This is a genomic window from Clostridium amylolyticum (assembly GCF_900142075.1).
GTDB classification, from domain to species: domain Bacteria; phylum Bacillota; class Clostridia; order Clostridiales; family Clostridiaceae; genus Clostridium_AA; species Clostridium_AA amylolyticum.
The window spans coordinates 1-26,070 of record NZ_FQZO01000006.1 but is presented as its reverse complement, the minus strand read 5'-3'; the positions used below and the strand labels follow the sequence as shown (position 1 = coordinate 26,070).

Sequence of the window (26,070 nt, the reverse complement as noted above, 5' to 3'; positions counted from 1 at the left end):
GATTATTATGTCAAATTTTCATATGTTATGTGAACCTCTTAAGAGTAAAATTATCAATAAGCTAGGCTGGCAGGATCTTACTCCAGTACAAGAAATGACAATCCCAGAGATTTTAAGTGGAAAAAATGCTGTAATTCTTGCCCCAACAGCAGGTGGTAAGACTGAGGCAGCATTTTTCCCAATTTTATCTTTGATATATGAAGAAGAACTTAGTTCTATATCTGTTTTATATGTTTCTCCAATAAAAGCATTGCTTAATAATCAAGAAGAAAGATTAAAATTACTTTCTTCTTTTGTATATGCTGATGTATTTAAGTGGCACGGAGATGTTGAAAGTAATGAGAAAACTAAATTTTATAAAAAACTTTCTCAAATTTTAATTATTACACCTGAGTCACTTGAAGTTATGCTTATGAGCCAAAAGGTTAGTAAAGAAGAAATATTTAAAAATATAAAATTTATAGTAATTGATGAGATACATGCATTTGCGGACAGTGAAAGAGGTTCTCATTTAATGTCTATTTTAGAAAGAATACAGGCTTTTTCCCAGTATGATATTCAAAGGGTTGGTCTTAGTGCTACAGTTGGAAATCCTAAAGAAATATGCGATTGGATGCAGGGAAGCAGTAAAAGGGAAAGTATTGTTATTGATCCGCCAAAGCCAACAGGTCAGAAACTTATTGAAATTAAAATGGTCAAGAAAGATGAAGAGTTAGGTGTTGAGGTATGTAAAAGAATATTTGGGAAAAAAGCACTATTCTTCGCTAACAGCAGAAGTGCTGCAGAAGGATTAAAGAAAGAGATAGAAGGAAAAGGAATAGATACATATGTCCACCATTCTTCTATAGATAAGAGATTTAGAGAGGTTGCAGAAGAAAGATTTAAGACTGGAACTAATAATTGCATTATAGCAACCAATACATTAGAACTTGGCATAGATATTGGAAATCTTGATGTTGTTCTTCAATTAGATTCACCAAATACTGTGTCTTCATTTTTACAGAGGATGGGAAGAACAGGTAGAAGAAAAGGGACTATTGCTCATTATGTATTTTTTCCTACAAAGCCAGCAAAGTTAATTCTTTCTATAGCAATATTGAATCTTGCTATTAGGAGATGGGTTGAAAATGTTTATGTGAGTAAACTTTCTTATGACATATTGTTTCACCAAATATTAACTATGTCTATAGGTGAATTTGGAGTAAATAAGGATAATGTTTATGAAGTTTTAAAATGTGTTTATTCATTTTCAGATATAAGTAAGTCAGAGTATGAATACTTACTCAATTATATGATTGAAAAGAAATTTATACAGATAAATAGGAATATGATACACATAGATACAGAAACTGAGAGAGTTTTTGGAAGACAAAATTTTATGACACTTTATTCAGTTTTTGAAACAAATAAGGAGTTTACAGTAAAGTTTAGAAATAAATCTATTGGAACCCTTGAAAGATGGTTTGTAAATGCACTTGGAGAAAATTTTCAATTTATTTTAGCGGGAAAGTATTGGCAAACAGATAAAATAGATTATGATAATTCTATAATACATGTAGAAGAAGCAAAATCAGCAATGCCACCAAGATGGATGAGTGGAGAAGGTTTTTATTCTTATGAGTTATCTCAAGAAATATTAAAGGTTCTAAGTACAAATGAAGATTATCCTTTCTTAAATAGTTATGAAAAATCAGTATTAAAAGATATTAGATATGAGGAGCAAGCATTTGGACTTGAAGTAGGTAAAATCATTATAGAAGAAATAAAAGACGGATATCATTTTTACACATATGCCGGCAATGGTGTGAACTATACACTGGCTATGGCTTTATCTTTAATAAATAAAATGATAGATATCAAAAGTATAACATGGAATGGTTTTAAGGTAGTAGCAGCAGATAAAGACTTTAAGCCGAAGTATAAAGAAATATTAGAAGTTATTGAAGAGATAAAGAATAATGAAAATTATTTTAAGGAGAATTACGATAAATTAGTAGAACGGGTACCAGATATTTCTTTATCAAAATATCAAAAATATCTACCTGAACGGCTCAGAAAAAAGATGTTGGCTGACTATGTATATGATATTGAAAGGATAACTGAATTAATTAAAAATTCTTCAATAGAAATATTAAAGATATACTAAAAAGACTAATAATGGGGATACCTATTTTTGGTAAGTTAAATTTCTTGCACTTTAGAAGTTTGTTTTCCTAATTCATTTTCTAAATGACCTTAATGAACTAAAGAAAATATATTTTTTTAGGATAGGGTATAGGGGAATAGAAATGTATCAATATAATATTCTGTAAAGAAAAAATGTTGTTTCTTAAAGATATCCATAAATATTAATTACGCATGCATAGTTTAATAAGTTTAAAAATATATATTACTATATTACTAGCTTGGAAGGTATAAATGGATAGTCTTATTAATAATATAATAAATATTGATTGCTTAAAGGGCTTAGAGAAAATATAATCTGATAGTATTGACTTAGTAGTAACATCACCACCTTATAATTTAGGCATAGATTATGACGAATATGATGATAATAAAACAATTGATGAGTATACTGATTTTATTAATAAAGTATCAAAAGAGTTATTTAGAATTATTAAACCAGAGGGAAGAGTATGTCTAAATATTCCCTGTGATGGAAGTATGAAAGTGGATGCTAGAGTTAAAATAAAATGCGATATATCCTATATAATAAAAAATGTTTTTTATAATGCAGGTTTTAAATATAGAGATAAAATATATTGGGATAAACAAAACTTAAAAAATTTAACAGCGTGGGGAAGTTATGAATCTTCATCTGATCCTAACATATTGCTACCATTTGAAGAAATTGTAATATTATATAAGCAAACAAAGAAAAAGCAGAAAATGGGAACAAATGTGAATGAAATGATAGATAAAGAGTTTAAAGAATACGTCAACGGACACTGGGTAATTAATGGAGAAGTAAGAGGTCGGGAAATGGATAATTGCCCAGCGCCATTTCCTCAGGAGATACCAAGTAGGTTAATCAAATTGTTCTCATATAGAGGTGATATAGTTTTAGACCCTTTTAGTGGAAATGGTACAACCTGTGTAGTTGCAAAGAAGTTAGGAAGAAATTATATAGGATTTGAATTATCTAAGAAATATACTGATTATGCTAATAGAAGAATAGGCTTGTTATAGTATAGACTAAAAATGGGAATAATACCTCCTATAAAATATGCTAAATATTTTATAGGAGGTATTGTTTTATGAATGATTTGTGTAATGATATTATCTTTATTATAGAGAACTATGATTTATATACTAAAGCAGGTATGCCTTTAGATAGTATAAAACCTATATTTGACAAAGTATGTGATAAGCTAACTCGATTTCTGAAGGACTATGAAGTAGAGTACAATACTATTGAAGGAAAACCTAATAAACCATTTATACCATTATATGCATTAAGAGATCCTAAATTCTCAAAATATATGACACAAGGTATATATGTAGCGTTATTAATAAAGAGAAATGAAGGAATTTATGTTTCTTTAAATCAAGGTACAGAAAATAGGAAAAAAATTGATATATTAAACGATAAAAATAAATTTAAGCGTAAAGCTAATGATATAATAGCAACTTATGGTATTGAATATAAGAATAATATAATTGATGATATTGATCTTACAAGTAATATACATGGAAATTTGAAGAGACCAAAATCATATGAGGAAGGAAATATAAAAGCTATTTATTATGATATAGAAATGCTTAAGTTATATCCTGAAAAATTCTTGAGAGATATAATCTGGTTTATGGAGCTCTATAGAAAAGTATTATTAAGTGGAAGAAGTGAGGTAACGTAAGAAATTGTCAGATCAATAAATATACCATTACACTTTGCTTAAAGTTTTGCAAAGTGAATTTGTTGTTGCATGCTAAACCAAGGTTTTGCATTATGGAAACATAATAGATAAATAGGTGCTTACAATTTTGTTGCGCAGTTTTTTACCACCATTAAAAATGGTGGTAAAATTTTGCCTAATTATAATAAGTAATGGTCTATATAATAAATCATGGAAAATTATTTCGTAAAATGTTACAATAATAGGGAGAATATTGTAGTTATGGGGTGGATTACAATCTAGAACAACATAAAAAATGAATGATAAGATATTTGGAAAAATTGGGCATCAATTTAATAGCAACATTACGACAGGTTGAAAAATATCTTTAGTATCTGAATATTTTACCATTTAAGCTTATAAAGAATTGTCTTGAGTGCTTAATAAAGTGAAAAAATGAGATTATTATTTACTGGGAATGCGTTGCTGGAAATTGCATATTTTGTATAAACCTAGATGCAGCCTATCAAGGAGCTAAATATCTCGAAAATAATTTTGAGTTGCTTGGGGTAGCTGACAAGTTGATGCTATGAATAAGCTATTGCATACACTATTAATAATGAAAAGGTAAGGCAACTTATAGTGAATTTATTTCAATCATTTTTAATAAGTTAAGTTCAACGAATAAAGTTTCTTAATGTTAGCAATGGGATTAAAGTAAGAAAAAATCCAGCATATAAACTTTTTGTTAGTATATTTATTAAATTTAATAACTGAAAATCGGAAAATTATTTAATGAAACGAATAGATAATTATAGGGAAAAATAATTGGTGAAAATATACAACTAAAAAATGAGAATATAAAAATAATAAATTAAGCTATAAAGTGTTATTAAATTAAATAACAAAAAGAAGAATAGTTTAATACACAAAATGTTATAGAGTATGGGAGTATAAATTATTATGTAAAAAAGATGACATAGAGAATTTGATAACGATTACTAGTATGAAATTAATTAACTTCTAGTATTATGTCCATAAATTTATATAATCTAAAAGTGAGAGCTATTACTTTAAATAATTTACAAATAATTATTAATATAGAGGAAATTTGAATTTTTTGTAGTATATTCATATAATGTAATACTTTAGAACATATTTCAAGGAGGAGAATAGGATGGGAGGATCTAGCCCTTATTCACCAATTCATAGTGGAGGCGTAGCACAATCAAATTATTGTGGGGGGGAATATGAATTTGGCGTTGTAATTAATGATAGTGTAGAACAAGTAGAGTCAATATGGAATGAAGTTAGGGAAGGAGATTGTATACAAGTCATTTTGATTGAGGAAACTTTACCAAGACTTGAAATAAGAAGAGTAAGTGATAATTTTTTTATTGGATATCTACCGATTAGATTAGTAAATTTAATTAATTGTATAAAAGAGGGATGGAGATATGATGGCTATATTGTCAATATTTCAGGAAATAGATATAGTCCAGAAATAGATGTTAAGATTGAAGGTGTAATATAAAATGGTTTCGCTGAATGCCGAAAGAGTATTAGATGACCTATGGCAAATGTATGGAGGATACGTACAAGAAAACTTAAACTTTAATATAAAATTAAATAATACGAAGTTAATTGAAGAGTTCTTTTTTATAGTTTTAGGTGGATTTGGAATAAGTTATGAATTAAATATATCAGCATTGAGAGTGTTAAAACATAAAAAACTACTTAATAGTAATTTATTTATTAATAAAGAAGATTTGATTATTACTTCAGAATTGCTAAAAAATGAATTTAATACAAAACAATTTGAACCTAGAACCAAATCTAGTGAGTTAAGGAAGTATAGATTTATTGATACTAAATCAATAACTGTGGCTGAAGCTGGTTATTGGTTATGGAGTGAATGTCAATGGAATATTGATAAAAAGCTACAGACAGAAGGAAATAAAGCTAGAGAGTGGCTTTGTAATTGTCCAGGTGTTGGTTTGAAATCGGCAAGTTGGTTACTTAGAAATATTGGTTATTGTGAGAATTATGCTGTGTTGGATGTGCATATTTTAAGGTTTATTTCAAAAATGGGTATTGAAGTGCCAAAAAATCTGTCTGAAAAGTCATATTTATATGTTGAAGATACTTTAAGGAACTTGTGTGACAACATAGGAGTAACTTTGGGGAAGATGGATTATTTGCTTTGGACTTTAGGCAGATGTGGATATTTAGAACATGTGAGGTGTGAGTAGGTATGAGTTTAGCAGTTTATGGAGAAATAGCATTAGATTTATTAGTACATTCTAATAATGATATTTATAATAGATGTGGAGGAGCAGGACTATATGCTTCAATAGCAGCTGCTAAGCAAGACATGAAGGTTGAATTCCTAACGGTCTATAATTCAGAGATTTTGGACTATCAAATTTTTATATGGAATTCTATAGGAGTAACTTTGGACCATGCATTAAAGAATGAAGAGTACGAGTTGCCAAAGTATTTGGTAACAGGTTATAGAAATTATGAGCATAAAATTAGTAGGCCTATGAGTTTTTTTAAGAATAATTATAATTATTATCCTGAAATTCCTAAAAAATCACAAGCAATTTTGATTTTTCCAATAGGCCATACTATACCACTTTATATGTGTGAGTATGCTCAAAATAATAATATTCTTGTGTTTTTGGATCCAAAACCTAATGAAATATCGATAAATGAGGCGAAAAAAGCATTGAAATATACAGATATTCTTTTAGTAAATGAAGATGAAGCAATGTTATTATCTAATTCTCGAAATATTAAAGATGCCATTAATATATTATCTAAAGAAAGGATAAAGCATATAGTTATTAAAAGAGGTATCAGAGGATGTATATTAATTAGCGAAGATAGAAAAATAACTAAGATTCCTTCATTTAGAAGTAATGCTATATGCACATTGGGGTCAGGAGATGTTTTTGATGGAGCGTTAGCTGCCACTTTTTTAGAAACCAAAGATATTGTTTATAGCATAGAAGTAGCTTCGTGTCTTGCAGCAAGTTTTATTGAAAAATTTGAAATAGAAAGAATGCCAAATAAACTAGCAATAAAGTTGGAATTAAAAGAAAGAAAAAGAAATAGTATTAATAAAACTAAAGAAGTAGTTGCATATTTAGCAGGACCTTTTTTTAGTGAGCAAGAACTTTATTGGGTAAACTATGTGAAACAAATGTTAGAATTGAGAAAAATAAAAGTATTATCTCCATTTCATAGTAATGGGATTGTTAAATTGGACTCGACTTATGAAGAAAGAAAAAGAGTTTTCAATTTAGACATTGAATTGTTAGAAAAAGCTAATATAGTAATTGCATTAATCGACCATAACGATCCTGGGACATATTTTGAAATGGGTTACGCATTAAAGAAAGGAGTGCCCATAATTGGTTATAAAACTAGCGTTGGTGGTTTAAATAATATGATATCTTGTGGATGTAGTGCAATAGTTAGTAATATTGATAATCTTATTGAAGAGGTGGAAAAGTATGTACAATAATAAAGTTGTTTTACTTTTTTCAGGTGGAATTGACTCAACAGTTCTTCTATTTTATTTAATTAGAAAAAAATACGATATATTTCCACTCTATATTAATTATGGACAAACATCATATGAAGGAGAAATAGCAGCAATTGAAAAAATTATTGAAGGATTAATAAATAATAAATTAATGATAATTAATATTCAGGATGTTAGTAAAATTGGGTGTGGGTCACTTGTTGGTGAATATCCCAATGATGTAACTTCAAGAGAAGATTGGTATAAGGATGAGTTTTTCCCGAATAGAAATCTAATATTGCTATCTTTAGCAGCGGCATATGCATATAAGATAAATGCTACAAATATTGCGATAGGTGTTGTTGGAGATTCTTATAGCGATACTTCAAAAGAGTTCCTAGATGAGATGAAAAAAACACTCGAAATTTCTTTAGGTAAGTACAATATAATTGCACCTTATGCGAATATGGATAGAAAAAAAGTAATTGAGGATGCAATAAGATACAATGTGCCTATAGAATTAACTTTCTCATGTAATTCAGTTGGTAATAGGCATTGTATGTTATGTACAAGCTGTTTAGATAGAGAAAATGCTCTCCTTTTAAAAAAATTAGCAATTCAATAATTTAAATTTAAATAATGGGTGATTTATTTCTTGAATAACATAATGACTATATTAGCAAATGCAAGAGTGAGGGTGTAATTAATTTATTTTAGTTTCATATATCTTTTACTATATTAAAATGTAAATTTAATATATAGGATTAGAATTTATAATTGTAATTTCTCATTCTTAAATCTAAAAAATAATGTGGTAGATTAAATTAAAGAAGATTAGATAATAATTGTTAAGGGGGTATTAATAAGGGTGAATAATAATTTTTATCTTATTGCTAAATTTAAAAAAGATCAAAGTCAAATTATTAACTTTCTCAGAGAGAGTTTAAATACTAAGAGCAATCGACATTATTATATAAAAGGGAATAACGATAATTTAATTCTTCAAGAATTGAAACTTCACGATGGTTTTGACGTGGTATTTATTGTTTTTAATGAAAAGCAGTCTGAGTTTAATCCTTTGGAACTGTATCTAGCATATGGAAACATTAATGGAACTAATAGGTTGGAATATAAAGTTTCTAACTTTACAGATTCGAGATTAATTATTGATAACTTTATTAAGAACTCAGGGTTAGATTTAAAAAATGATTTCATGTTTAACTCATATTTAAGCATTGAGACATCTAAAGAATTGATGAAACATCTAAAATTTGCATTAAAAGAGAGTTATATTGTAAATAGAATGCAATATGAAGATCAAAAATATGAACCTAATTTTCACGATAATAATTTAAGCGATTTAAGTCAAAAGAATGAACACTGTAAAAGACCAATTGCGATAAATGAAATTGATAAGAATAGAAATGAATTTCAGAGAGACCGTGAACGTATCGTGCATGCTAAGGCTTCAAGAAGGTTAGTTGATAAAGCTCAAATTTTCACAGCATCAAAAGGAGATCACTTTAGAACAAGGATGACTCATACTTTAGAAGTATCACAGATAGCAAGAGGATTATCTTTAAGTTTAAACTTGAACTCTGATCTAACAGAAGCAATAGCATTAGCTCATGATATTGGACATACACCTTTTGGGCACCAAGGTGAGAGAACATTAAATAGTATATTGCGCAATGAACTTAAAGTAATACCATGTGGTGATAAAATAGACTTTGGTGGGTTTAAACATAATTTCCAAGGATTAAGAGTGCTTACATATCTAGAAGAAAAATATTTTGAATACGAGGGATTGGACATTACGTATCAGGTGTTAGAAGGAGTTCTTAAACATACTAAAGGTAAAGTTAAGAATTGTGAAAAATGTAATATGAAATCGTGTTCAAAAAAATGCTTTGATGTGGATGAATTTTTAATTAATGCTGATAAAGAATATTTATTCCTAAAATATGAATTTGCAACTACTTTGGAAGGTCAGATAGTTAGTATAGCTGACGAAATTGCGCAGAGAGGACATGATTTAGATGATGCTTTTGCAGCTAAAGACTTAACTTTTGATGAATTGTTGTCTTGCTGTGAAATAAGAAAAATGAAACCAATTAGAGATATTTTAGATAAAATAAAATCGGATTTGAATAGGATGAAAAATGAGAATAAAGTATTTATAGATGAAAATAGTATGATGAGATCCCGATTAGTTTCAGAAGTATTGGCCTATTTTATGAAAGATATTGTAAGTCAGTCTAGTACTAATATAAGTTCATATAACACTGACAATGAATTTTATAACAAATACCATAGAATTGATGAAGAATTAATTAAGTTTAGCGATGAGGGCCAATTTATTTTGAATTACCTTGAGACTATAATATCAAAAAAAGTTATCAATAGCTTTGAAGTTGCAAGGTTTGATGATAAAGCTAAAATGATTGTTATTTCTCTCTTTAAAGCATACTATAATAATCCTAAACTTCTACCGGATGGAACACTTACCCGCATTTATAGGGATATTAGGAGAGTAAGCAAAAATGTTATAGATTTTAGGAATGGAGATCCTAAACTGATTACTGATGAATTGTATTCAATTTGCTTTAGTGAGCCAAAGATGGAAGACGGTGATATAGATTTAGCCAATGAATACATAATAAAAAGAAAAATTCTTGTAAGAAATATAGTAGACCATATTTCAGGTATGACTGATAACTATGCAATTAATGAGTATAAATTAATATATGGAAATATGTAGGTGCAATAAAGAACATTCATCTAATAGGGCTGATTTTATCATAGATAAACTCACACGAAGCTCCTTTAATTAATTTCTGATAAATAGCAAAGTAATTATAGGACATCATAGTTATAGTTCAAGTAAATATCCACACTTAGCTGATAAAGGTGAGGTCATCTATCCAGCTACATTTAACGAGCATTTAAATAAATGGCATGGAAGAAATTATAGAAATAGTAATCCAGGAAGTCCAATAAATCCATTATATCCAGATGATTTTTAAAGTGGAAGGAATAACAATATATGAGTATCTCAATTATAATTAAAAAAGATGATAATAGTTCTAAATATATAGTAATTGTTAGAAAATTCACTGGTAAATCTATAGCGGAAATAAAGAGTGCTATAGAAAATGAAAAGCCAGTTCTTAAATGCGAGTTATTTAAAAATGATGACTGTAAAGAAGTAGTTGAAGCAGTATTAAAAGAACTAATAAATCAAGAAGCAAAATTAGCAATAATAAAAGAAGAAAATCATAAAACAGAAGAATTAACAGTAAATTACTTATTAAGTAGAATAAACAGATTTAGAGAAATTTCACAACAAAATCAAGAATTAGATGACCTAATGTATGGAGAAGAGTAGTAAGTGAATTCATAATAAAGAGTTAAGTAACTGCATAAAAAATAAATAAAGTAGAATGTAGTTAAATCAATAGAAATAGAAAAATTTAATACTGCATAATTGTAATAATGCAGTGAAAGAAGTTAAAAAGGTTAATGTTTCATTTGAAAGGTGATTAGGTATGAAGATAACAGGAACAATGTCATATATAAAGGTTGAGATTGATGGTAAAACAGTTAAAATTGAAGGTGAAAAAGTAATTGGGGGGTTTATTGCTTTTAAAAATACAATGAAAAATTGGGAACCACCATATGAAAATGAAGTAATCGATGAAAAATTAAAGCAAGAAATTATACAGAAAGTTTATGATGAAACTAAAAATTCTCATTTGGTAATAACTTTTGAATAACTAAATGCTTAACTAATAGAGAGTTTCACTGCATAATAAAGTATAATCAAAAATATAAATAAATTAATAAAAGTAATAAAAATTAATACTGCATAATTGTAATAATGCAGTGAGAAAAAGACAAAATGAACTAGCTGAAAAATAAGTAGGCTAGTTCATTGATTTTTATAGTGATAAAATGGTGGCAAGGCTTGAAAATACTCAATTTTACTACTAAAAATTAAAAGACAGACTCTGCCCTAAGGGGGAGACTAAAGCTGACATATTAAAACAGAATAGAGTTAATGGAAGGAATTTTGAGATAAAAGCATTAGAAAAATAAAAGAAAGTGCTGGTGACGTTGTTGAACAAATTACTATAAAAAGTAAAAGTGGAACTAGAACAAGGTTAGATGCTATTGGAATGGATAAAGAAACTGGTGAAATATTAATTGAAGAATATAAAGCATCATCAACAGCACCATTAACTAAAAATAAAAAGATAACACATCCAGAAATAGAGGTGAAATTATGTCAATAATTGATAAAGATAAAATTGATAGCATAGGAATAAATAAAGAAAATGGGAATGTAATGATTGGAATTTCAGACCATTTAGATTGGAGTAATGAATATGAGCATCTAATAATGCTTCAAGACAAGATAAATTCATACTTGAATTTTATCGAAAGTGGAGAAATATATGAAAGTTATCCTAAGGCAAAAGATAAAAATATAGAAATAATAATATATACAAAATATGATTTTACTGAAAAGGCAGAAGAGTTTTTAAATGTTGCATATAAAAGTATAGTTGAAGCAGGGTTTAATTTAAGTTGTGAGGTTATAGGAGAGTAGGTTAAAATCTCAATTCAAAATCAAGTTATAACTTGCTGCAAGAAAACTATTTATGTGAAGTAAGAAAAATCAATGGAAGTAGTGATTATATTAACTGCATAATCTAAATAATGCAGTGAGAAAAGTGTAAATGAACTAGCTGAAAAATAAGTAGGCTAGTTCATTACTTTTTATAGTGATAATATGGTAGTATATGTTGAAAATAGTAGGCTCAACCACTAAAATTTAAGAAGCTTAACAACAGATGTTAAATTCGTGAATCCTAAAGGAATACATAGGGTAGAGGTCCAACAACTGCTCATAATGAATTGTTAAAGATAATTGATAGTTCAGCAGACTATGATACGTTTATAAGAAGGTTGAATAATTGGGCAAATTATAGACTAGATGGAGGCGTAGAATCTTTACCTAAGGAATTACAATTGAAATAAATTAAAGAAGAGATGAGTATGCAAAAAGAAGGTGAAGTATCATTATGGCTAGGAATTTTTAATGATGAAGAAACTTTCAGAAAATTTATGGAGATTAAATATACCGATGATGGGGACTCAATACCATCAAAATTTAAAAAGCAATTTAAGATAGATTATTATGATATAGACTTTTCAGAAATAGATTATATGGAGGAAAAGTCAAGTGATTTGCAGGTTTTATTAGAGGGCTTTTCTAATGATTATGAGATAATACCTAGATTAAATGAAAAATATAATGGAGGAATGTATAATTCAATAGTATTGTTATATGACTTTGAATATCAGTATAATGGAGATAATTATAAAGATGGAGATAATGAGCTGGAGTTTATTGGATGTGTGGGCTACAGTAGTTAATATATGCTGTAAACACATCATTCAAAAGAACTATATTAAAAAGCGACGATAACACATCAGAAAACAGAGGTTTTAAAGACTGTAAACAAGTGTGTCATTAAATTTTAAAAGTGTTGAATAAAGGCTGATTTAATAGAAATTGATAGGTGATTAAAATCTTTTCATTACCAGAAAGTCTTAGCTTAAAGTAAAGGAGTGTAGGAAATAATGGAAAGAGAAGGATATGTATCTTTATGGATTGGCAACATAAAAACTGATGATGAACTTTTAGAATATGTTGAACTTGTTTATACAGATGCTGGAGATTGGTTACCCTCTCAATTTTTAAAAGATTTTAATATTGATATAGACGATTTTGATGATGATTGTATTGAGAGAGTATGTCTTGAACAAAATGTTACTTCAATAACTGAACTTATTTCAGGGTGTTCATATGAGGATATAGTAATACCAAGATATGAGAAAATAACTGATGGCGTTTCAATAGTAAAATGCAATTCAGGGATTTTGCTTTATAATTTTCAATATGATGGAAATGTGAAAAGTATAAATAATAAAGACTATGAATTTAAATTTATAAGTTCAGTTGAATATGGTAAATAGTAAATAAAATATTTTTACTGCAAAATTTTTAGTAAACTTACTACAAAAATAAGTGAATAGCATTTTAAAATGTTTAAAATTTTTAATAACAATAATTAATACAGAGTTAATAGAAAAAAGTTACTAGATAATATTAACAATGCAGTAAGTTTAAGAGAGAGAAACTAGCTGAAAAATAAAATGGGCTAGTTTCTAGTTCTTTTCTGTGATAAGTATTGGAAATACTAGCTTGTAACGGTAAAATATAATGAAACAGACTATGCCCACAGGGGGTAAGTAAACCTAATGGGAAAGAAATAATTTTTGAAGGAAAATATACGACCATGATAGAATTATTACAATAGATTTTTTAATTAATGGTGGTTCTATTTAGCCACATATAAGTTTTTTAAAGGATGAACATAAAGAACTTTTTCAAAGTGGAGATGAAGAGAAAATAAAATCAATTATTTAAAGTATGGGTAAACCTAAGCAGATAGAATACCTTGTATAGTGCTATGAAGTAGGAGAGATAAAATGAATTTAATAGATTATCCAGATTCTGATATATCAAGTCTTTGGAATGATTATGCTGAGACTAGAAACAAGGGATTAAAAAAGATTGCAAATGTTAAGTTGAAAAAGTTGGTTGAATATTCGGAGACAAAGACTAAAGAAGATAAACAAAGGTTTGTTGATTATCTTTGCATTGAAAGATTTGAAAAAGGAAGTATAAAAGACTTTCAACAGCCGATAGTAGAAGGGATAATATTACCTGTTATAGTTGAGGCTGTCGAGCATGAAGAAATGCCATATTTAAGATGGATATATCAATTACAGTTATATAGTTGCTGTAATTATAAGAACATTGAAAACATTGAGTATTATAGTTCAGAAGATATACTTATACATGCAAATGAAATAGACCCTAGTGATATTAAGACTGTTAATTTATTATTGGAATTATATATGGATGGATTATGGTTTGGAAGTCACCATTTACCTGAATATATTTTAATAAATGAGAAGGAAGTAAATGTTTTATTTAATAAGGTAAATCATTTAATAGAGAAATATGAAAGTAGAATTGAGAATAAAAGGTCTATATTAGAAGATATAAAGTATTACAATGACTTATATAAAAGTTGGTTTAAGTACAAAAGTGAAAATAGAAATATTTCTTTCTTGGAATGGTGTAAAGATAATAAAAAAAACTATTCCTGGGTCAAAGCATATTATTATGATAAAAGGAATCGTACTTAGATTAAGAGCAATGGGAAATGTAGAGTCAAGTAATAGATGTATTGTGCCAATAAAAGAATTGTTAAGATTTTAAATGCAGTTATTCATTCTTGATTAGAGGAGAGGTAGCAATGAATACTTACAAATTACCTATAGGTATAAGAATACCTGATTTTGATGAATATCCAAATGGATACAATGTTGAAGAAATTAATAGGAAAAGAGAGTCAGCCAATATAACAGAAGGTTATAAGCTAGTAGAAGTAGATGGAGAGAAATTTACGCATTTTGCTGAGATTAATATTGATGTAGATAACCTTTGGAATTTATTTGTTGGGTTGTCAGATATCTTAATAGGTAATACAGCTTACGGAATTATTGGGTTTAAAGATGAAGAACCAACTATGAGTAACTTTACAGAAAAACAAAGGATTATTGACATTTTAGATAATTATAGGTTTGAATTAGCTAATGATGGATGTATTAAATTTGGAATAGCCTATTATGATGAATCATCATTGAATGAAATATTTATAACCAGCTTTAAGTATTTACAAGTGTGGACTACAGCTAGTAAAGAATTAGTTAAAACACTAAATAAGTTTAATATATCAGAGCAGGAATACCTCAATTTTATAGATGAATTTCCGGTAGTATCAGAAGCGTTATCTACTGACAAGATCAGTGGAGTTCGCCACTATTCAGACGTTATAAGTGAGATAGAAAGGAAATATACTGACTTATAGAGTTATTGGAAGATAAGTTAAAGGAGTTTCTTATATGTTTAAGCGATTGTTTAAAAAAGAAGGATTAGAAATTATACCTGTAAAGACTGTAAATGAAAAACCAAAAGAATGGGATGGCAATGGTATAATCTTTTATATAAAAGATGGTAAAGGGTTACTATGCCACAAGTATGGCAATTACGAGGACAAAGCATTATTTACACTTACTTATGATAATACTCCTTTAATTAAGTTTCATGCTGATGAGTATTTTTGCCCTACCTGTGAAAAGCTTGTTTCAGCAGGGTATGGGTTAGATATGGCTAATGATAACAATATTCGTGAAATGAGGCAGTTATTTAATTCTCCCTTTGTATCGCTAGAAAATTCTTTTGAGAATTTAAAGCCTTTATTAGGATTATTGAGAACAGGGTATTATGAGCTTGTTGATGTTGAGTTATATCCATCAGATGGAAACGGACAATTCTTCAGATGCTATGACACTTGCAAGAATACATTGGGCTGGTGAAATTACTGATGAAAGATTAGATAAAATAGTTAATCACCAAGTGGCTATGACAGATGCCGAAGTATTAAATCTATTATCAGCATTATCTGAATTAGAACATCCAAGATTTAAGGAACTTGCTTTTCATTTTTGTAGTTATGGTTTGTTTGGTAGTATATTGCATGATATTTTTATACTATTAGCAAAAATCAAGGGTGAAGATATAGAAAACTTTTTTATACAATATTTAATTAACAATGAGATAGAAAGGCCTGATTTAAATAAAATTATTGATAATTATCTAATGACTAATTAGATAATTATTTTAGCTATGTATTTTCCTTATGTGATGAAAGTATATAAAATTAGCTATTGGAGAAATAATTATGATATTAAGCGTTAGTAGAAGAACAGATATTCCTGCATTTTACAGTGAATGGTTTATGAACAGAATAAATGCTGGTTATGTTTATGTGCGCAATCCATTTAATTACAATCAAATTTCTAATATAGATATTAACCCTGATAAAGTGGATTGTATAGTTTTTTGGACTAAAAACCCCAAACCTTTACTCCCTAGACTGAAAGAATTAGATGATAGAGGTTATAAATATTATTTTCACTACACCATAACTCCCTATGATAAAGAGGTGGAGACTGATGTGATTGATAAAAGGAGTATTATAAATACCTTTATAGAATTATCAGAAAAGATAGGAAAAGATAAGGTAATACTTAGGTATGACCCAATAATTGTAACGGATAAATATTCTGTGGATTTTCATCTAAAAGCTTTTGAGAAAATGTGTTTAATAATTCATGAATATACAAACAAGATAGTATTTAGTTTCTTAGATGATTATAGAAAAGTCTCTATGAATATGAAAAATATAGGTGTAAAAGAACTGACAGAGAAAGAAATGAAAAATATATCTTTAAAATTAGTAGAAATAACGAACCAATATGGTATAGCATTAGAAACCTGTGCTGAAAAAATAGACTTACAGGATATTGGTATAAGTCATACTAAGTGCATCGATGGTGATTTAATTGAAAAAATAATCGGATATGAGATTAAAAACAAAGATCACTTAGATGGAAACAGGAAAGATTGTGGCTGCATGAAATGTATCGATATAGGTGTATACAATACTTGTATACATAATTGCATATATTGTTATGCAAATACTAATAAGAATAAAGCTGCTTCTAATTTTAAAATGCATGATCCAAATTCACCAATTTTATCAGGTAATTTCATTAAGGAGAAAGTAAAAGAACGAAAAGATGTTAAGAGTTATAAAATAAAGGCTAATGAACAATTATCTTTATTTAATAAGTAAGAGATGCGTTTCATTTATAGAAGAATAATGAGTTACTTACAAATGTGGTAAAACAGATGCCAAACTTGATATCACAGGAATTATATGATAAGACAATAGAACTTATTGAAGGGAAGAAAGAGCCAGATATCCTTTTGAAAGAATCAAATTGAGTAATTTATCTTTAAGATTATTAGGTAATAATAGAATTTATAAGCTTTGCTTATGCAGTATATAAAAGCATTACTATAAAGCAAGAGGTGGGGTAGCATTGAATGTAGAGAAACATCTTATTCTTGTAAAAGACCAGGATAAAACAGAACAAATAGAATACTGTCAATATATTAACGGTAAATGGATAGTTAGATATCATAATAATGGCACAGAGTATTCTTACAATTATCATAATATAGAGTGGCACAAAAACCCAAAAATAATAAACCATGAAACTTCTATTGTTTACGAATTTGATCAACCATTATCTGGCGTGATAAAAATACTTGATTTTGGTGAGTATATAAGAATTTTCTTTAAGAGTGGGTATAAAAAATTATATAAGAGTTCAAATATTATTGTTGAAGAAACTTCCTTAAGCAATAGAAAGTCAAGAGATTGTCTAGAGTACTTTAAAGAGTTAGCAGAACATATTACTCCCACCAGTGATGATATAAGTTTTTTGAGTAAGCAATACAGCAAACTTACCACCATTAGTCCCCGCAGTGTATTAGCAACTTACTTAGAGAAGAAACCTCTTCAGAAAGAGAGCGTAGATACAGACCCCATATTCCCCTTTGGATTCAATTTAAGCCAAAAGGCCGCAACGGAAAAAGCTCTATCTGAACAAGTCAGTGTTATAGAAGGTCCTCCAGGTACAGGAAAAACTCAGACTATATTGAACATCATTGCTAATGCAATAGTGAACAACAAAACAGTTGCAGTAGTATCAAATAATAACTCTGCTACAGCTAATGTTCTTGAAAAATTGCAAAAGTATGATGTGGATTTTATAGCCGCATATTTAGGGAATTATGATAATAAAGTAAAATTCTTTGATGAACAGAAAAACATCTATCCTAATATGACCACATGGACTTTGCCAAATAAGGACTTCCAATTAATTAAAACTAACTTAAATAGATCACAGCAAAAGTTAAATGAAATGCTTGAATATAGTAATAGACTGGCAGCACTAAAGAATGAACTATCAATTATGCAAACGGAGATAGAGTACTTCGATAAATATTATGCTGAGACAGAAGACAAGTCCATAAAATTGCGCTCTTTTTTCCCGGTTGGCTCAGATAGAGTTATATCTTTAATGATTAATTATCAACATAAACTTGAAAAAGGGAGTATTTCATTTGTATACAAATTATATAATCTATTTGTGCATGGAATATACAACTTATCCTTTTATAATAATACACCTGAAGCAGTTATCTCTTTCTTACAAAAAACGTATTATGATAAAAAACTCAAAGAGGTTAAGAGTGAGATTGAAGCATTATCGAATAAACTTGAAAGCTATAACTTTGATAATGCAATGAAAGAGTATAGTAGAAATTCTATGAAGCTATTTAAGGCCAAATTAGCCGAAAGATACGGAACTTCTGAAAATAGAATTATATTTTCTGACAATGCACTTTGGAAAGATTTTGATTCTTTTATAAAGGAATATCCTGTTATTTTAAGCACTACTCATTCCTTACGTAGTTGTACAAGTGAAAACTATTTATTTGACTATGTGATAATTGATGAGGCCTCACAAGTTGACTTAGTTACAGGAGCATTAGCCTTATCCTGCGCTAAGAATGCTGTAATTGTAGGAGATATAAAACAGCTTCCTAATGTTATTACCTTTGAAGCAGCAGAATATGCAAAGCAGGTATTTGAATCTTTCAATCTTGAAAGAGCATATAGTTATGCAGACAATAGCTTGCTGTCTTCAATAATTAATTTATATACAGATATCCCGAAAACCCTATTGAAAGAGCACTATAGATGCCATCCAAAAATAATTGGGTTTTGTAATCAAAAGTTTTATAATAATGAGTTAATAATATTAACAAATGAACAGGATAATGATAAGCCACTAGTTCTATATAGAACTGCTAAAGGTAATCATGCAAGGGGAAAATTAAATCAACGGCAGATTGATGTTGTATTTGAAGAGATAATTCCAGAACAAAAAATTAATTGCCATAAACAATCCGTAGGAATTATTTCACCCTACAGGCTTCAAACAGATGAACTAAAAAAAGTAATAGGAACACGTAATATCGAGGCTGATACTGTTCACAAATACCAAGGAAGAGAAAAAGATGTAATAATCCTAACTACAGTTGCAAATGAAGTAGCTGCAAATGATTTTGTTGATAACTCAAATCTCATAAATGTTGCTGTTTCTCGTGCTGTAGATAGATTGATTGTAGTAGTTTCCGACGGAAGTGAAGGATGGCAGGGAACTAATATCGGTGATTTAGTAAGATACATACAGTATAACAATTTTGAAATAATAGAAAGTCAGATATATTCTGTATTTGACTTACTCTATAGCAGTTATTCAGAAAAACTATTATCTACTATGAAAAATAGTAAGAATGTTTCAGAGTATAAATCAGAAAATTTAATGAATACGGTTATTGAAAAAGTATTAGGTTCACCAGAGTTTCAAAGCCTTCACCGAATTATGCATCAGCCACTTAAAATGCTCATAAAAGATCCAAGTAAACTTAATCATGATGAGTATAAGTACGCAATGAATATTTTAACCCATACAGATTTTGTTATTTTCAATAAACTTGATAAAATGCCTGTTTTAGTGGTTGAGGTTGATGGATATGCATATCATGCAAATAATCCTAAACAGCTACAGAGAGATAAAATGAAGGATGATATTCTAAAGAAGTATAGTATCCCAATAATAAGAATTAAAACTAATGAGAGTGGCGAAGAAAGAAAACTCCGCGGAAAATTAATGGAACTATTAAAGCTTTGAAGATAATCAAGTTATAACAGTTCCCTAAAGAAAATTTAATTTGAGGTGTATAAATCACATAGGATAAGAAAAGAGAATATTTGGTTAAAACTTTATCCCGAACAAAGAGAAAGGACTACGAAAATTATATAATCAATGCTATTTGGCATAAACTTGGTAGATTGGATATACAGCCAGTTACTCAACAATATGTAAAACGTACAGATGGAAAATATGCATTAATAGATTTATACTTTCCACAAATTAATGTTAGTATTGAATTTGATGAAGAATTTTATATTAGTGCGAATAGATAAGATTAATTAAATAATGAAAGAGTTTTATGAATGCTGGATCAATGTCAATATATAAAGCCACGTGGGGTAGGTAAAGTTTTAAGAAAGTTATAAATTAGATACTGCATAAAAAAGTATAGGTTGACTATGGAATATAATGTAATAATTGTATATAATAAATATAAATGTTATGTGATGTAATTAAGTGATTGTTTTGAAAGTAAAAAAGAAATTACACAATAAATTGTACCCTGATAATTATTATATAGGAGAAAAAGTATGGTTATTAGAGTAAATATTTCAGAGCTGGAGAGCAAAGCAAAATATGCTGAATCTCTTTCTATACAGTTGAAGATAAAGGTAGATGAGATTAATAGCATATATTATTCCCTTGACCCTAAGGTAAAAAGCAGAAATGGAATAGGACAATCTATGATTAGCCTTCAAAAGAGAATAGAAGAAGCGCAGCAAAAGATGTATAATATTAGTAAATTCTTATACTCAGCTGCAGAAAACTATAGAAATGCAGAGGAACAAATAGTAAGTAATAGTAAACGCTTTGAAGATAGCCATAGATTGTATGATGAACAATACTCAGATTATAATTATATTAAGAATTTAAACATTTTTGAAGGAGCCGATATAGAAGGTATAAATTCTGCAAACAATGTAGAGATGGATTCTAGAGTAATAGATTATTTAAAGAAATCTGGAAATCAGCTTATCTTAGGAAACTATACTGAAGATGTAACTTTACTAGGCACACTTATGCAAGTAGGTACAGGGCTATTAGGTGTAGATTTACCTATGGATCTTAGAGATATACTTTATGATTTTACTCATTGGAAATGGTCCTGGGAACACGCTGGAAAAGCTGGCATGGATCTTCTAGCAGTATTTCCTATTATCGGTGGCCTAAAGTATACAGACGAAGCGAGTTCATTAGCTAAGGCGGCTTTTAAAAATACGGATGAAGCATCTGCCTTGATGAAAGGAGCTTTAAAGAATACAGATGAAGCAAGTACCTTAATCAAGGGAAGTTTAAAGAGCTCAGATGAAATAAGCGATATAGCAAAGGGTGTGGATGAGACAGTTGAGGTTGCTACTAAGGGGATTAGTAAAGCTATAGATATTGAAGAAATATCTAAGTTGTTAAAAACAGAACCAGATACAGCGTTTTTCTGGTCGGGTAGAACCAATGGAATTGGTGGCGCAGATAGGGCAGCAGAAATTGCAAAAACAAAAGGTGGAGTAACGTTAGAATCTACAATTTCTGATAAGAATATTAAGATGCCAGAATGGGATTTTAACAATCCGGATTCAATTAAAGCATGGGAAGATGCTTCAGCAGAGTATGCGAAGCAAGTATCGGGAGAGATTCGAGCAGTTGTAGGAAAAGAATTAAGAGAAGGTAACATATGGGAAAATGTTGAATTACCAAGGTTAAAACAAAACCCTAGTGTAAGGAAAATAACAATTATAGACCCGGAAACAGGAATAGAAAAAATTATATTTGAAAGGTGATTAGGTATGAAGATAACAGGAACAATGTCATATATAAAGGTTGAGATTGATGGTAAAACAGTTAAAATTGAAGGTGAAAAAGTAATTGGGGGGTTTATTGCTTTTAAAAATACAATGAAAAATTGGGAACCACCATATGAAAATGAAGTAATCGATGAAAAATTAAAGCAAGAAATTATACAGAAAGTTTATGATGAAACTAAAAATTCTCATTTGGTAATAACTTTTGAATAACTAAATGCTTAACTAATAGAGAGTTTCACTGCATAATAAAGTATAATCAAAAATATAAATAAATTAATAAAAGTAATAAAAATTAATACTGCATAATTGTAATAATGCAGTGAGAAAAAGACAAAATGAACTAGCTGAAAAATAAGTAGGCTAGTTCATTGATTTTTATAGTGATAAATTAGTGGCAAGGCTTGAAAATACTCAACTCTATCACTAAAAGATAATAAGACAGACTCTGCTAAATGCAAGTAGAACTCGTATAAATGTTGATAGCAATGGAAATGTAAGTATTCCAAATAAGTCTGCTAATCTTAATATTGGTACAGGTAATGCTGAGCATGCAAATTACTTCCTAAGTAAGAGGGGACCAAATGCTGAAGTTGTGGAATTTGATGTTCCGAAATGGTTTGATGATATGCTAAATGAATATGCAATTCCACAAAAGGGATACAAGTCTAATCCATTGAATCAGGGAGGAACAGCACCTAAAATTGTTGACCCTACTACACCAGGAAAATCCTATGAGATACCTTCTCCATGGATTCAATGGCTAGAGGAATATGCGACTAATGGTAGAAAATGATTTTTTAAGTTAAAAGAGAAAATACCCCTTTTAACCTAAATATAACTGGAGGTTAGTTTATGAAAGTAGAACCGATATATGCTGAGAATATTATAGTTGGAGTAGTATATAATAAGGCTTGGCAATGGTATGTAACAGAGAAAGATTTATGGTTTTTAGACTATAAAAAACTGGAGAAAGCCTACTTGGATAAAGGATTTAATATCGAAGACATTATTGATGATAATGAAAGAATAGGAATCAAAGTATTAGATAGGAAGAACGCAGAGTCATTTTTGTGTAATATCAAGGAGTACTTAGTTACTACAGATGAATTGAATAGTATGTTAAAAAACAAAGCTGAGAGTAAAGGTGAGTTTGATGACTTATTAGATTTTAGCCCAACTATATTTGTGGATTTCGATAGTAAAAGGCTTTGTTCAATGTTCCCTGAACCTGCATCATTTGAAGATTATGTCCCAGAAGGATGGACGGGAGAATATATGGATTTTACCAATTTAATCCCGGATAAAGAAAAATATTGGGTAGATGATACTAATGAAAATATATTTTTAAAGCATTAAAGATAAGAGGTGTTATGAATGAGCGATAAAAATACTGTAACAATGTTAAGTGAAGAATTTGAAAATGATAAAACAGGCGAGAAAGTTGAAGGAATAACAATAATAGTTGATGGAAAGTTAAAAGAAGTATTGGATTTGATTAAGATAAGAAATAAAAATTATAATAATTATACAGAGATATTAAGAGATGCGTTATTTGAGGGAATAAATAATATAACTAACAAATCAAAAGAATAAGTACTTAATCTAGTCAAATGTAACTAACTGCAATATTTTAATATAACTAACTGCAGAATACTGGAATTTAGGAAATTAGAATGGAATCTAAGTCTTTACTTGAATTAGAGGTTTTTTGCATAGTAGTGTAAAACATTGAAAACACTAGGTTGATAGAAAAGACAGAGTATGCCCAAGGGAGTGTCTGACACTATAACGAAATCAGAATATAGTAGTCTTAATGAAAAAATATGGACTTATGACCCAATAAATAATGTTATGAATATTGACAATACAGTTGTTAGAGTTCCATATAAAAATTAGGAGTGATAAACAATGAATGTTAAAATAGCAGATATATTAGATGAGCGTAGGGTAGTCGTTCAAGTAGAAAATAATGAATTCATTGCTGAGTGGGGTGGAGATAAACCAGAAATAAATGAAAGCTATGCCGTAGAAATGGATATAGATGATGAACTTATATGGAAAGCTAATACATACTTTTCAAGTGAAAATGGCAATTTAATAATCCAGAAAGATGAGGGAATTAAAATAGTAGCGAAGTTGGATTATAATAGCGAAGATAACTTAGCTACATTAAAAGTTTATGATAGTATTGTATTAATTGATATAGAAGAAATTGAGCAAGATATATTAAATGAATGGGTAGAAATAAATTGTGATTCAATTAGGTTAAGTAATATAAATTTATAGGGATAAGTAAATGCATAATAAAGAGTTGATTAACTGCATAAAAATTAATAATAGCAGAATAGTATTAAATCAATAAAAGTAAGAAAATTTAATACTGCATAATCTAAATAATGCAGTGAAAAGATGAAATGAACCAGTTGAATTTAAGTATGCTGGTTCATTGTTTTTTAGAGTGATAAAATAGTGGTAGACATTGAAAATACTCAACTCTACTACTAAAACATAATAAGATAGACTCTGCCCAAAGGGGGTAAGAGACCCTAATGTAATAGAGGTTGAAATTTCGAGAAGTAAATACCCAGAATCGGCAAAGCATATTGAGGATGCAATAGTTAAGGCGCAACCAGAAGTTTTAACAATTGATAGAGCAGGTTCGAAAGCTAATCGTAAGGCATCATTGAAAGGCATAGATAAAGTTCCAGGAAAGGATTTAGACGAATATCCACCAGCTATGTTCAAAGAAGGTGGGAATGGTGCAAGTGTTAGACCTATTAATCCTTCTGATAATAGAGGGGCAGGATCAACTTTCGGACATAAGTTGAGACCATATCCGAATGGAACCAAAATCAAGTATAAAATAACTGATGATTAAATTTTAAAATATAGGAGGAAAAATGAGTAATATAGATAATAATTTATGGCAAGAAATAAATAACATGTTCATAAGTTCTAATAGACAATTAGTATTAAATTCAGATGAATTAGAGGATGGGATAAAATCACTTGATGCTTTACAAATAACATCAAAATCAGCATTAGGTTCAATAATATTAAATACATCTGGGATAGTAATTGATAATTGGATTAGAATACTTGGACACGACAGTAATATTAACAGAGGTATACTGTCATATAATTCAATTGGAGAAAATGGAGTTGCAACGCAGATTGATAAAATGTTAATAGTTGCGGATGATGTTGTTGGAGGGCTTTTCGCTTTAAATGCCGGAAAATTCTCTGAAGGAATAGGAGAGGTATGGTATTTTGCTCCAGATACGTTAGAGTGGGAGTCATTAGAAATGAAATACTCAGAGTTTATAGCTTGGATTGCACAAGGAAATATAGATGAATTTTATAGTACCATGAGGTGGAGTACATGGAAAGAAGATTGTAAAAATGTTAAATTCAATGAGGCTATATTGATATATCCATTTTTATGGTCTAATGAAATACAATTAGAAAAAGCAGATAAAAAAATAGTGCCAGCTGAAGAATTACTAAAAATAAATCAAGAATATAGTAAGAAGTTTAATTTGAGTTAATAATGATAGAATGCATAATAATGAAAAAAGTAGCTGCATAAAAATGTTATTTTATAAACCATTGTAATATGAATAAAATAGTAAAATAGATTGATAGCATAATTGTAATAAAGCAGTAAGAAGATGAAATGAACTAGCTGAAGGTTGAGTAGGCTAGTTTATTATTTTTTTAGTAGTTAATGTTGATTTACAATGAAAATTGACCCCCTTTTTACAACGAAAATTGACCCCCTCACTTTAAAATTATAACCTTGTATGGTAACAAAACACATCATACAAGGGAGGCATAAAGTGAAGGTGAAGGATTTGAGAGATTGGTATACAGTAAAGAACATGCATAATAAGGGGGTCCCGATAAAACAAATAGCCAGGGAACTGGGAATAGCCAGAAATACAGTTAAGAAATTGATTAAGCAGGAGGAGGAACCGAGGTATTCAAGAAAAGTAACTTATACAAAGATTGATGCTTATAAAGATAAAATAAGAGTTTGGTATTTGGAAAGAGATTATGA

The 26,070-nt window shown here is 29.0% G+C and carries 29 protein-coding genes; all 29 read left to right on the top strand.

The genetic code is table 11. The annotated features are described in order from the left end of the window. The first annotated feature begins 7 nt into the window (after positions 1 to 7). Positions 8 to 2,146, top strand: coding sequence for a DEAD/DEAH box helicase (locus BUA82_RS13545; protein WP_073009244.1), 2,139 nt, complete (start codon positions 8 to 10; stop codon positions 2,144 to 2,146). A gap of 344 nt (positions 2,147 to 2,490) precedes the next feature. After that, positions 2,491 to 3,189: a DNA-methyltransferase gene (locus tag BUA82_RS13540; protein ID WP_083599943.1), complete on the top strand. Its 699-nt coding sequence runs from the start codon at positions 2,491 to 2,493 to the stop codon at positions 3,187 to 3,189. A 68-nt stretch (positions 3,190 to 3,257) separates the two neighbouring features. After that, positions 3,258 to 3,857: an MrcB family domain-containing protein gene (locus BUA82_RS13535; protein WP_073009241.1), complete on the top strand. Its 600-nt coding sequence runs from the start codon at positions 3,258 to 3,260 to the stop codon at positions 3,855 to 3,857. Positions 3,858 to 5,013: 1,156 nt separating this feature from the next. Further along, positions 5,014 to 5,370 (top strand): hypothetical protein, encoded by a 357-nt coding sequence (locus BUA82_RS13530; RefSeq protein WP_073009239.1) that lies wholly within the window; start codon positions 5,014 to 5,016, stop codon positions 5,368 to 5,370. Position 5,371: 1 nt separating this feature from the next. Then, on the top strand, positions 5,372 to 6,088 hold the full coding sequence (locus BUA82_RS13525) for an 8-oxoguanine DNA glycosylase (RefSeq protein WP_073009236.1): 717 nt from the start codon (positions 5,372 to 5,374) through the stop codon (positions 6,086 to 6,088). Between the two features lie 2 nt (positions 6,089 to 6,090). Beyond that, entirely contained in the window at positions 6,091 to 7,368 is a 1,278-nt protein-coding gene (locus tag BUA82_RS13520; protein WP_073009233.1) for a PfkB family carbohydrate kinase, read from the top strand. Further along, the gene (locus tag BUA82_RS13515; RefSeq protein WP_073009230.1) at positions 7,358 to 7,993 is read left to right on the top strand and encodes a 7-cyano-7-deazaguanine synthase; all 636 of its coding nucleotides are present in this window, start codon (positions 7,358 to 7,360) and stop codon (positions 7,991 to 7,993) included. Before BUA82_RS13520 ends, BUA82_RS13515 begins: the two co-directional genes overlap by 11 nt. A gap of 408 nt (positions 7,994 to 8,401) precedes the next feature. Beyond that, positions 8,402 to 10,129, top strand: a complete 1,728-nt coding sequence (locus tag BUA82_RS13510) for a deoxyguanosinetriphosphate triphosphohydrolase family protein (protein ID WP_143148631.1) — start codon at positions 8,402 to 8,404, stop codon at positions 10,127 to 10,129. Between the two features lie 285 nt (positions 10,130 to 10,414). Beyond that, the gene (locus tag BUA82_RS13505; RefSeq protein WP_073009224.1) at positions 10,415 to 10,756 is read left to right on the top strand and encodes a hypothetical protein; all 342 of its coding nucleotides are present in this window, start codon (positions 10,415 to 10,417) and stop codon (positions 10,754 to 10,756) included. 160 nt (positions 10,757 to 10,916) lie between these two features. Beyond that, entirely contained in the window at positions 10,917 to 11,144 is a 228-nt protein-coding gene (locus BUA82_RS13500) for an Imm74 family immunity protein (RefSeq protein WP_073009192.1), read from the top strand. A 509-nt stretch (positions 11,145 to 11,653) separates the two neighbouring features. Further along, the gene (locus BUA82_RS13495; protein WP_073009221.1) at positions 11,654 to 11,980 is read left to right on the top strand and encodes a DUF6572 domain-containing protein; all 327 of its coding nucleotides are present in this window, start codon (positions 11,654 to 11,656) and stop codon (positions 11,978 to 11,980) included. 449 nt (positions 11,981 to 12,429) lie between these two features. Beyond that, on the top strand, positions 12,430 to 12,810 hold the full coding sequence (locus BUA82_RS13490) for an immunity 22 family protein (protein ID WP_073009218.1): 381 nt from the start codon (positions 12,430 to 12,432) through the stop codon (positions 12,808 to 12,810). 207 nt (positions 12,811 to 13,017) lie between these two features. Next, positions 13,018 to 13,413 (top strand): immunity 22 family protein, encoded by a 396-nt coding sequence (locus BUA82_RS13485; protein WP_073009215.1) that lies wholly within the window; start codon positions 13,018 to 13,020, stop codon positions 13,411 to 13,413. A gap of 516 nt (positions 13,414 to 13,929) precedes the next feature. Continuing rightward, complete coding sequence (locus BUA82_RS13480; protein ID WP_073009212.1) at positions 13,930 to 14,655, top strand: hypothetical protein; 726 nt, start codon at positions 13,930 to 13,932, stop codon at positions 14,653 to 14,655. 110 nt (positions 14,656 to 14,765) lie between these two features. Continuing rightward, positions 14,766 to 15,380, top strand: coding sequence for a hypothetical protein (locus tag BUA82_RS13475; protein WP_073009209.1), 615 nt, complete (start codon positions 14,766 to 14,768; stop codon positions 15,378 to 15,380). Between the two features lie 34 nt (positions 15,381 to 15,414). Continuing rightward, positions 15,415 to 15,888, top strand: a complete 474-nt coding sequence (locus BUA82_RS13470) for a hypothetical protein (RefSeq protein ID WP_073009207.1) — start codon at positions 15,415 to 15,417, stop codon at positions 15,886 to 15,888. Beyond that, complete coding sequence (locus tag BUA82_RS13465; protein ID WP_143148630.1) at positions 15,830 to 16,183, top strand: hypothetical protein; 354 nt, start codon at positions 15,830 to 15,832, stop codon at positions 16,181 to 16,183. The genes BUA82_RS13470 and BUA82_RS13465 overlap by 59 nt, the downstream gene beginning before the upstream one ends. Before the next feature lie 70 nt (positions 16,184 to 16,253). Next, a complete protein-coding gene (locus BUA82_RS13460) occupies positions 16,254 to 17,210 on the top strand; it encodes a DUF1848 domain-containing protein (RefSeq protein ID WP_073009201.1) in 957 nt (318 codons plus the stop codon). A gap of 250 nt (positions 17,211 to 17,460) precedes the next feature. Further along, positions 17,461 to 20,187: an AAA domain-containing protein gene (locus BUA82_RS13455; protein ID WP_073009198.1), complete on the top strand. Its 2,727-nt coding sequence runs from the start codon at positions 17,461 to 17,463 to the stop codon at positions 20,185 to 20,187. 80 nt (positions 20,188 to 20,267) lie between these two features. Next, entirely contained in the window at positions 20,268 to 20,483 is a 216-nt protein-coding gene (locus BUA82_RS21245) for an AbaSI family restriction endonuclease (RefSeq protein WP_073009195.1), read from the top strand. 258 nt (positions 20,484 to 20,741) lie between these two features. Then, positions 20,742 to 21,986 carry a hypothetical protein gene (locus BUA82_RS21005; protein ID WP_242948977.1) on the top strand — a complete coding sequence of 415 codons (1,245 nt, stop codon included), beginning with the start codon at positions 20,742 to 20,744 and terminating at the stop codon, positions 21,984 to 21,986. A 6-nt stretch (positions 21,987 to 21,992) separates the two neighbouring features. Further along, a complete protein-coding gene (locus BUA82_RS13440) occupies positions 21,993 to 22,220 on the top strand; it encodes an Imm74 family immunity protein (RefSeq protein ID WP_073009192.1) in 228 nt (75 codons plus the stop codon). A 415-nt stretch (positions 22,221 to 22,635) separates the two neighbouring features. Continuing rightward, on the top strand, positions 22,636 to 22,803 hold the full coding sequence (locus BUA82_RS20910; RefSeq protein ID WP_207650308.1) for a hypothetical protein: 168 nt from the start codon (positions 22,636 to 22,638) through the stop codon (positions 22,801 to 22,803). Between the two features lie 59 nt (positions 22,804 to 22,862). Continuing rightward, positions 22,863 to 23,366 (top strand): hypothetical protein, encoded by a 504-nt coding sequence (locus BUA82_RS13430; protein ID WP_073009184.1) that lies wholly within the window; start codon positions 22,863 to 22,865, stop codon positions 23,364 to 23,366. A gap of 18 nt (positions 23,367 to 23,384) precedes the next feature. Then, positions 23,385 to 23,603: a hypothetical protein gene (locus BUA82_RS13425; protein ID WP_073009182.1), complete on the top strand. Its 219-nt coding sequence runs from the start codon at positions 23,385 to 23,387 to the stop codon at positions 23,601 to 23,603. Positions 23,604 to 23,918: 315 nt separating this feature from the next. Then, positions 23,919 to 24,296 (top strand): hypothetical protein, encoded by a 378-nt coding sequence (locus tag BUA82_RS13420; protein WP_073009179.1) that lies wholly within the window; start codon positions 23,919 to 23,921, stop codon positions 24,294 to 24,296. 268 nt (positions 24,297 to 24,564) lie between these two features. Next, positions 24,565 to 24,888: a NucA/NucB deoxyribonuclease domain-containing protein gene (locus BUA82_RS20340; RefSeq protein WP_083599940.1), complete on the top strand. Its 324-nt coding sequence runs from the start codon at positions 24,565 to 24,567 to the stop codon at positions 24,886 to 24,888. A gap of 22 nt (positions 24,889 to 24,910) precedes the next feature. Next, on the top strand, positions 24,911 to 25,558 hold the full coding sequence (locus BUA82_RS13410; RefSeq protein WP_073009172.1) for a DUF2625 family protein: 648 nt from the start codon (positions 24,911 to 24,913) through the stop codon (positions 25,556 to 25,558). Positions 25,559 to 25,849: 291 nt separating this feature from the next. Further along, the coding region (locus BUA82_RS13405) for a helix-turn-helix domain-containing protein (protein ID WP_242948903.1) at positions 25,850 to 26,070 on the top strand (221 nt) is incomplete at its 3' end.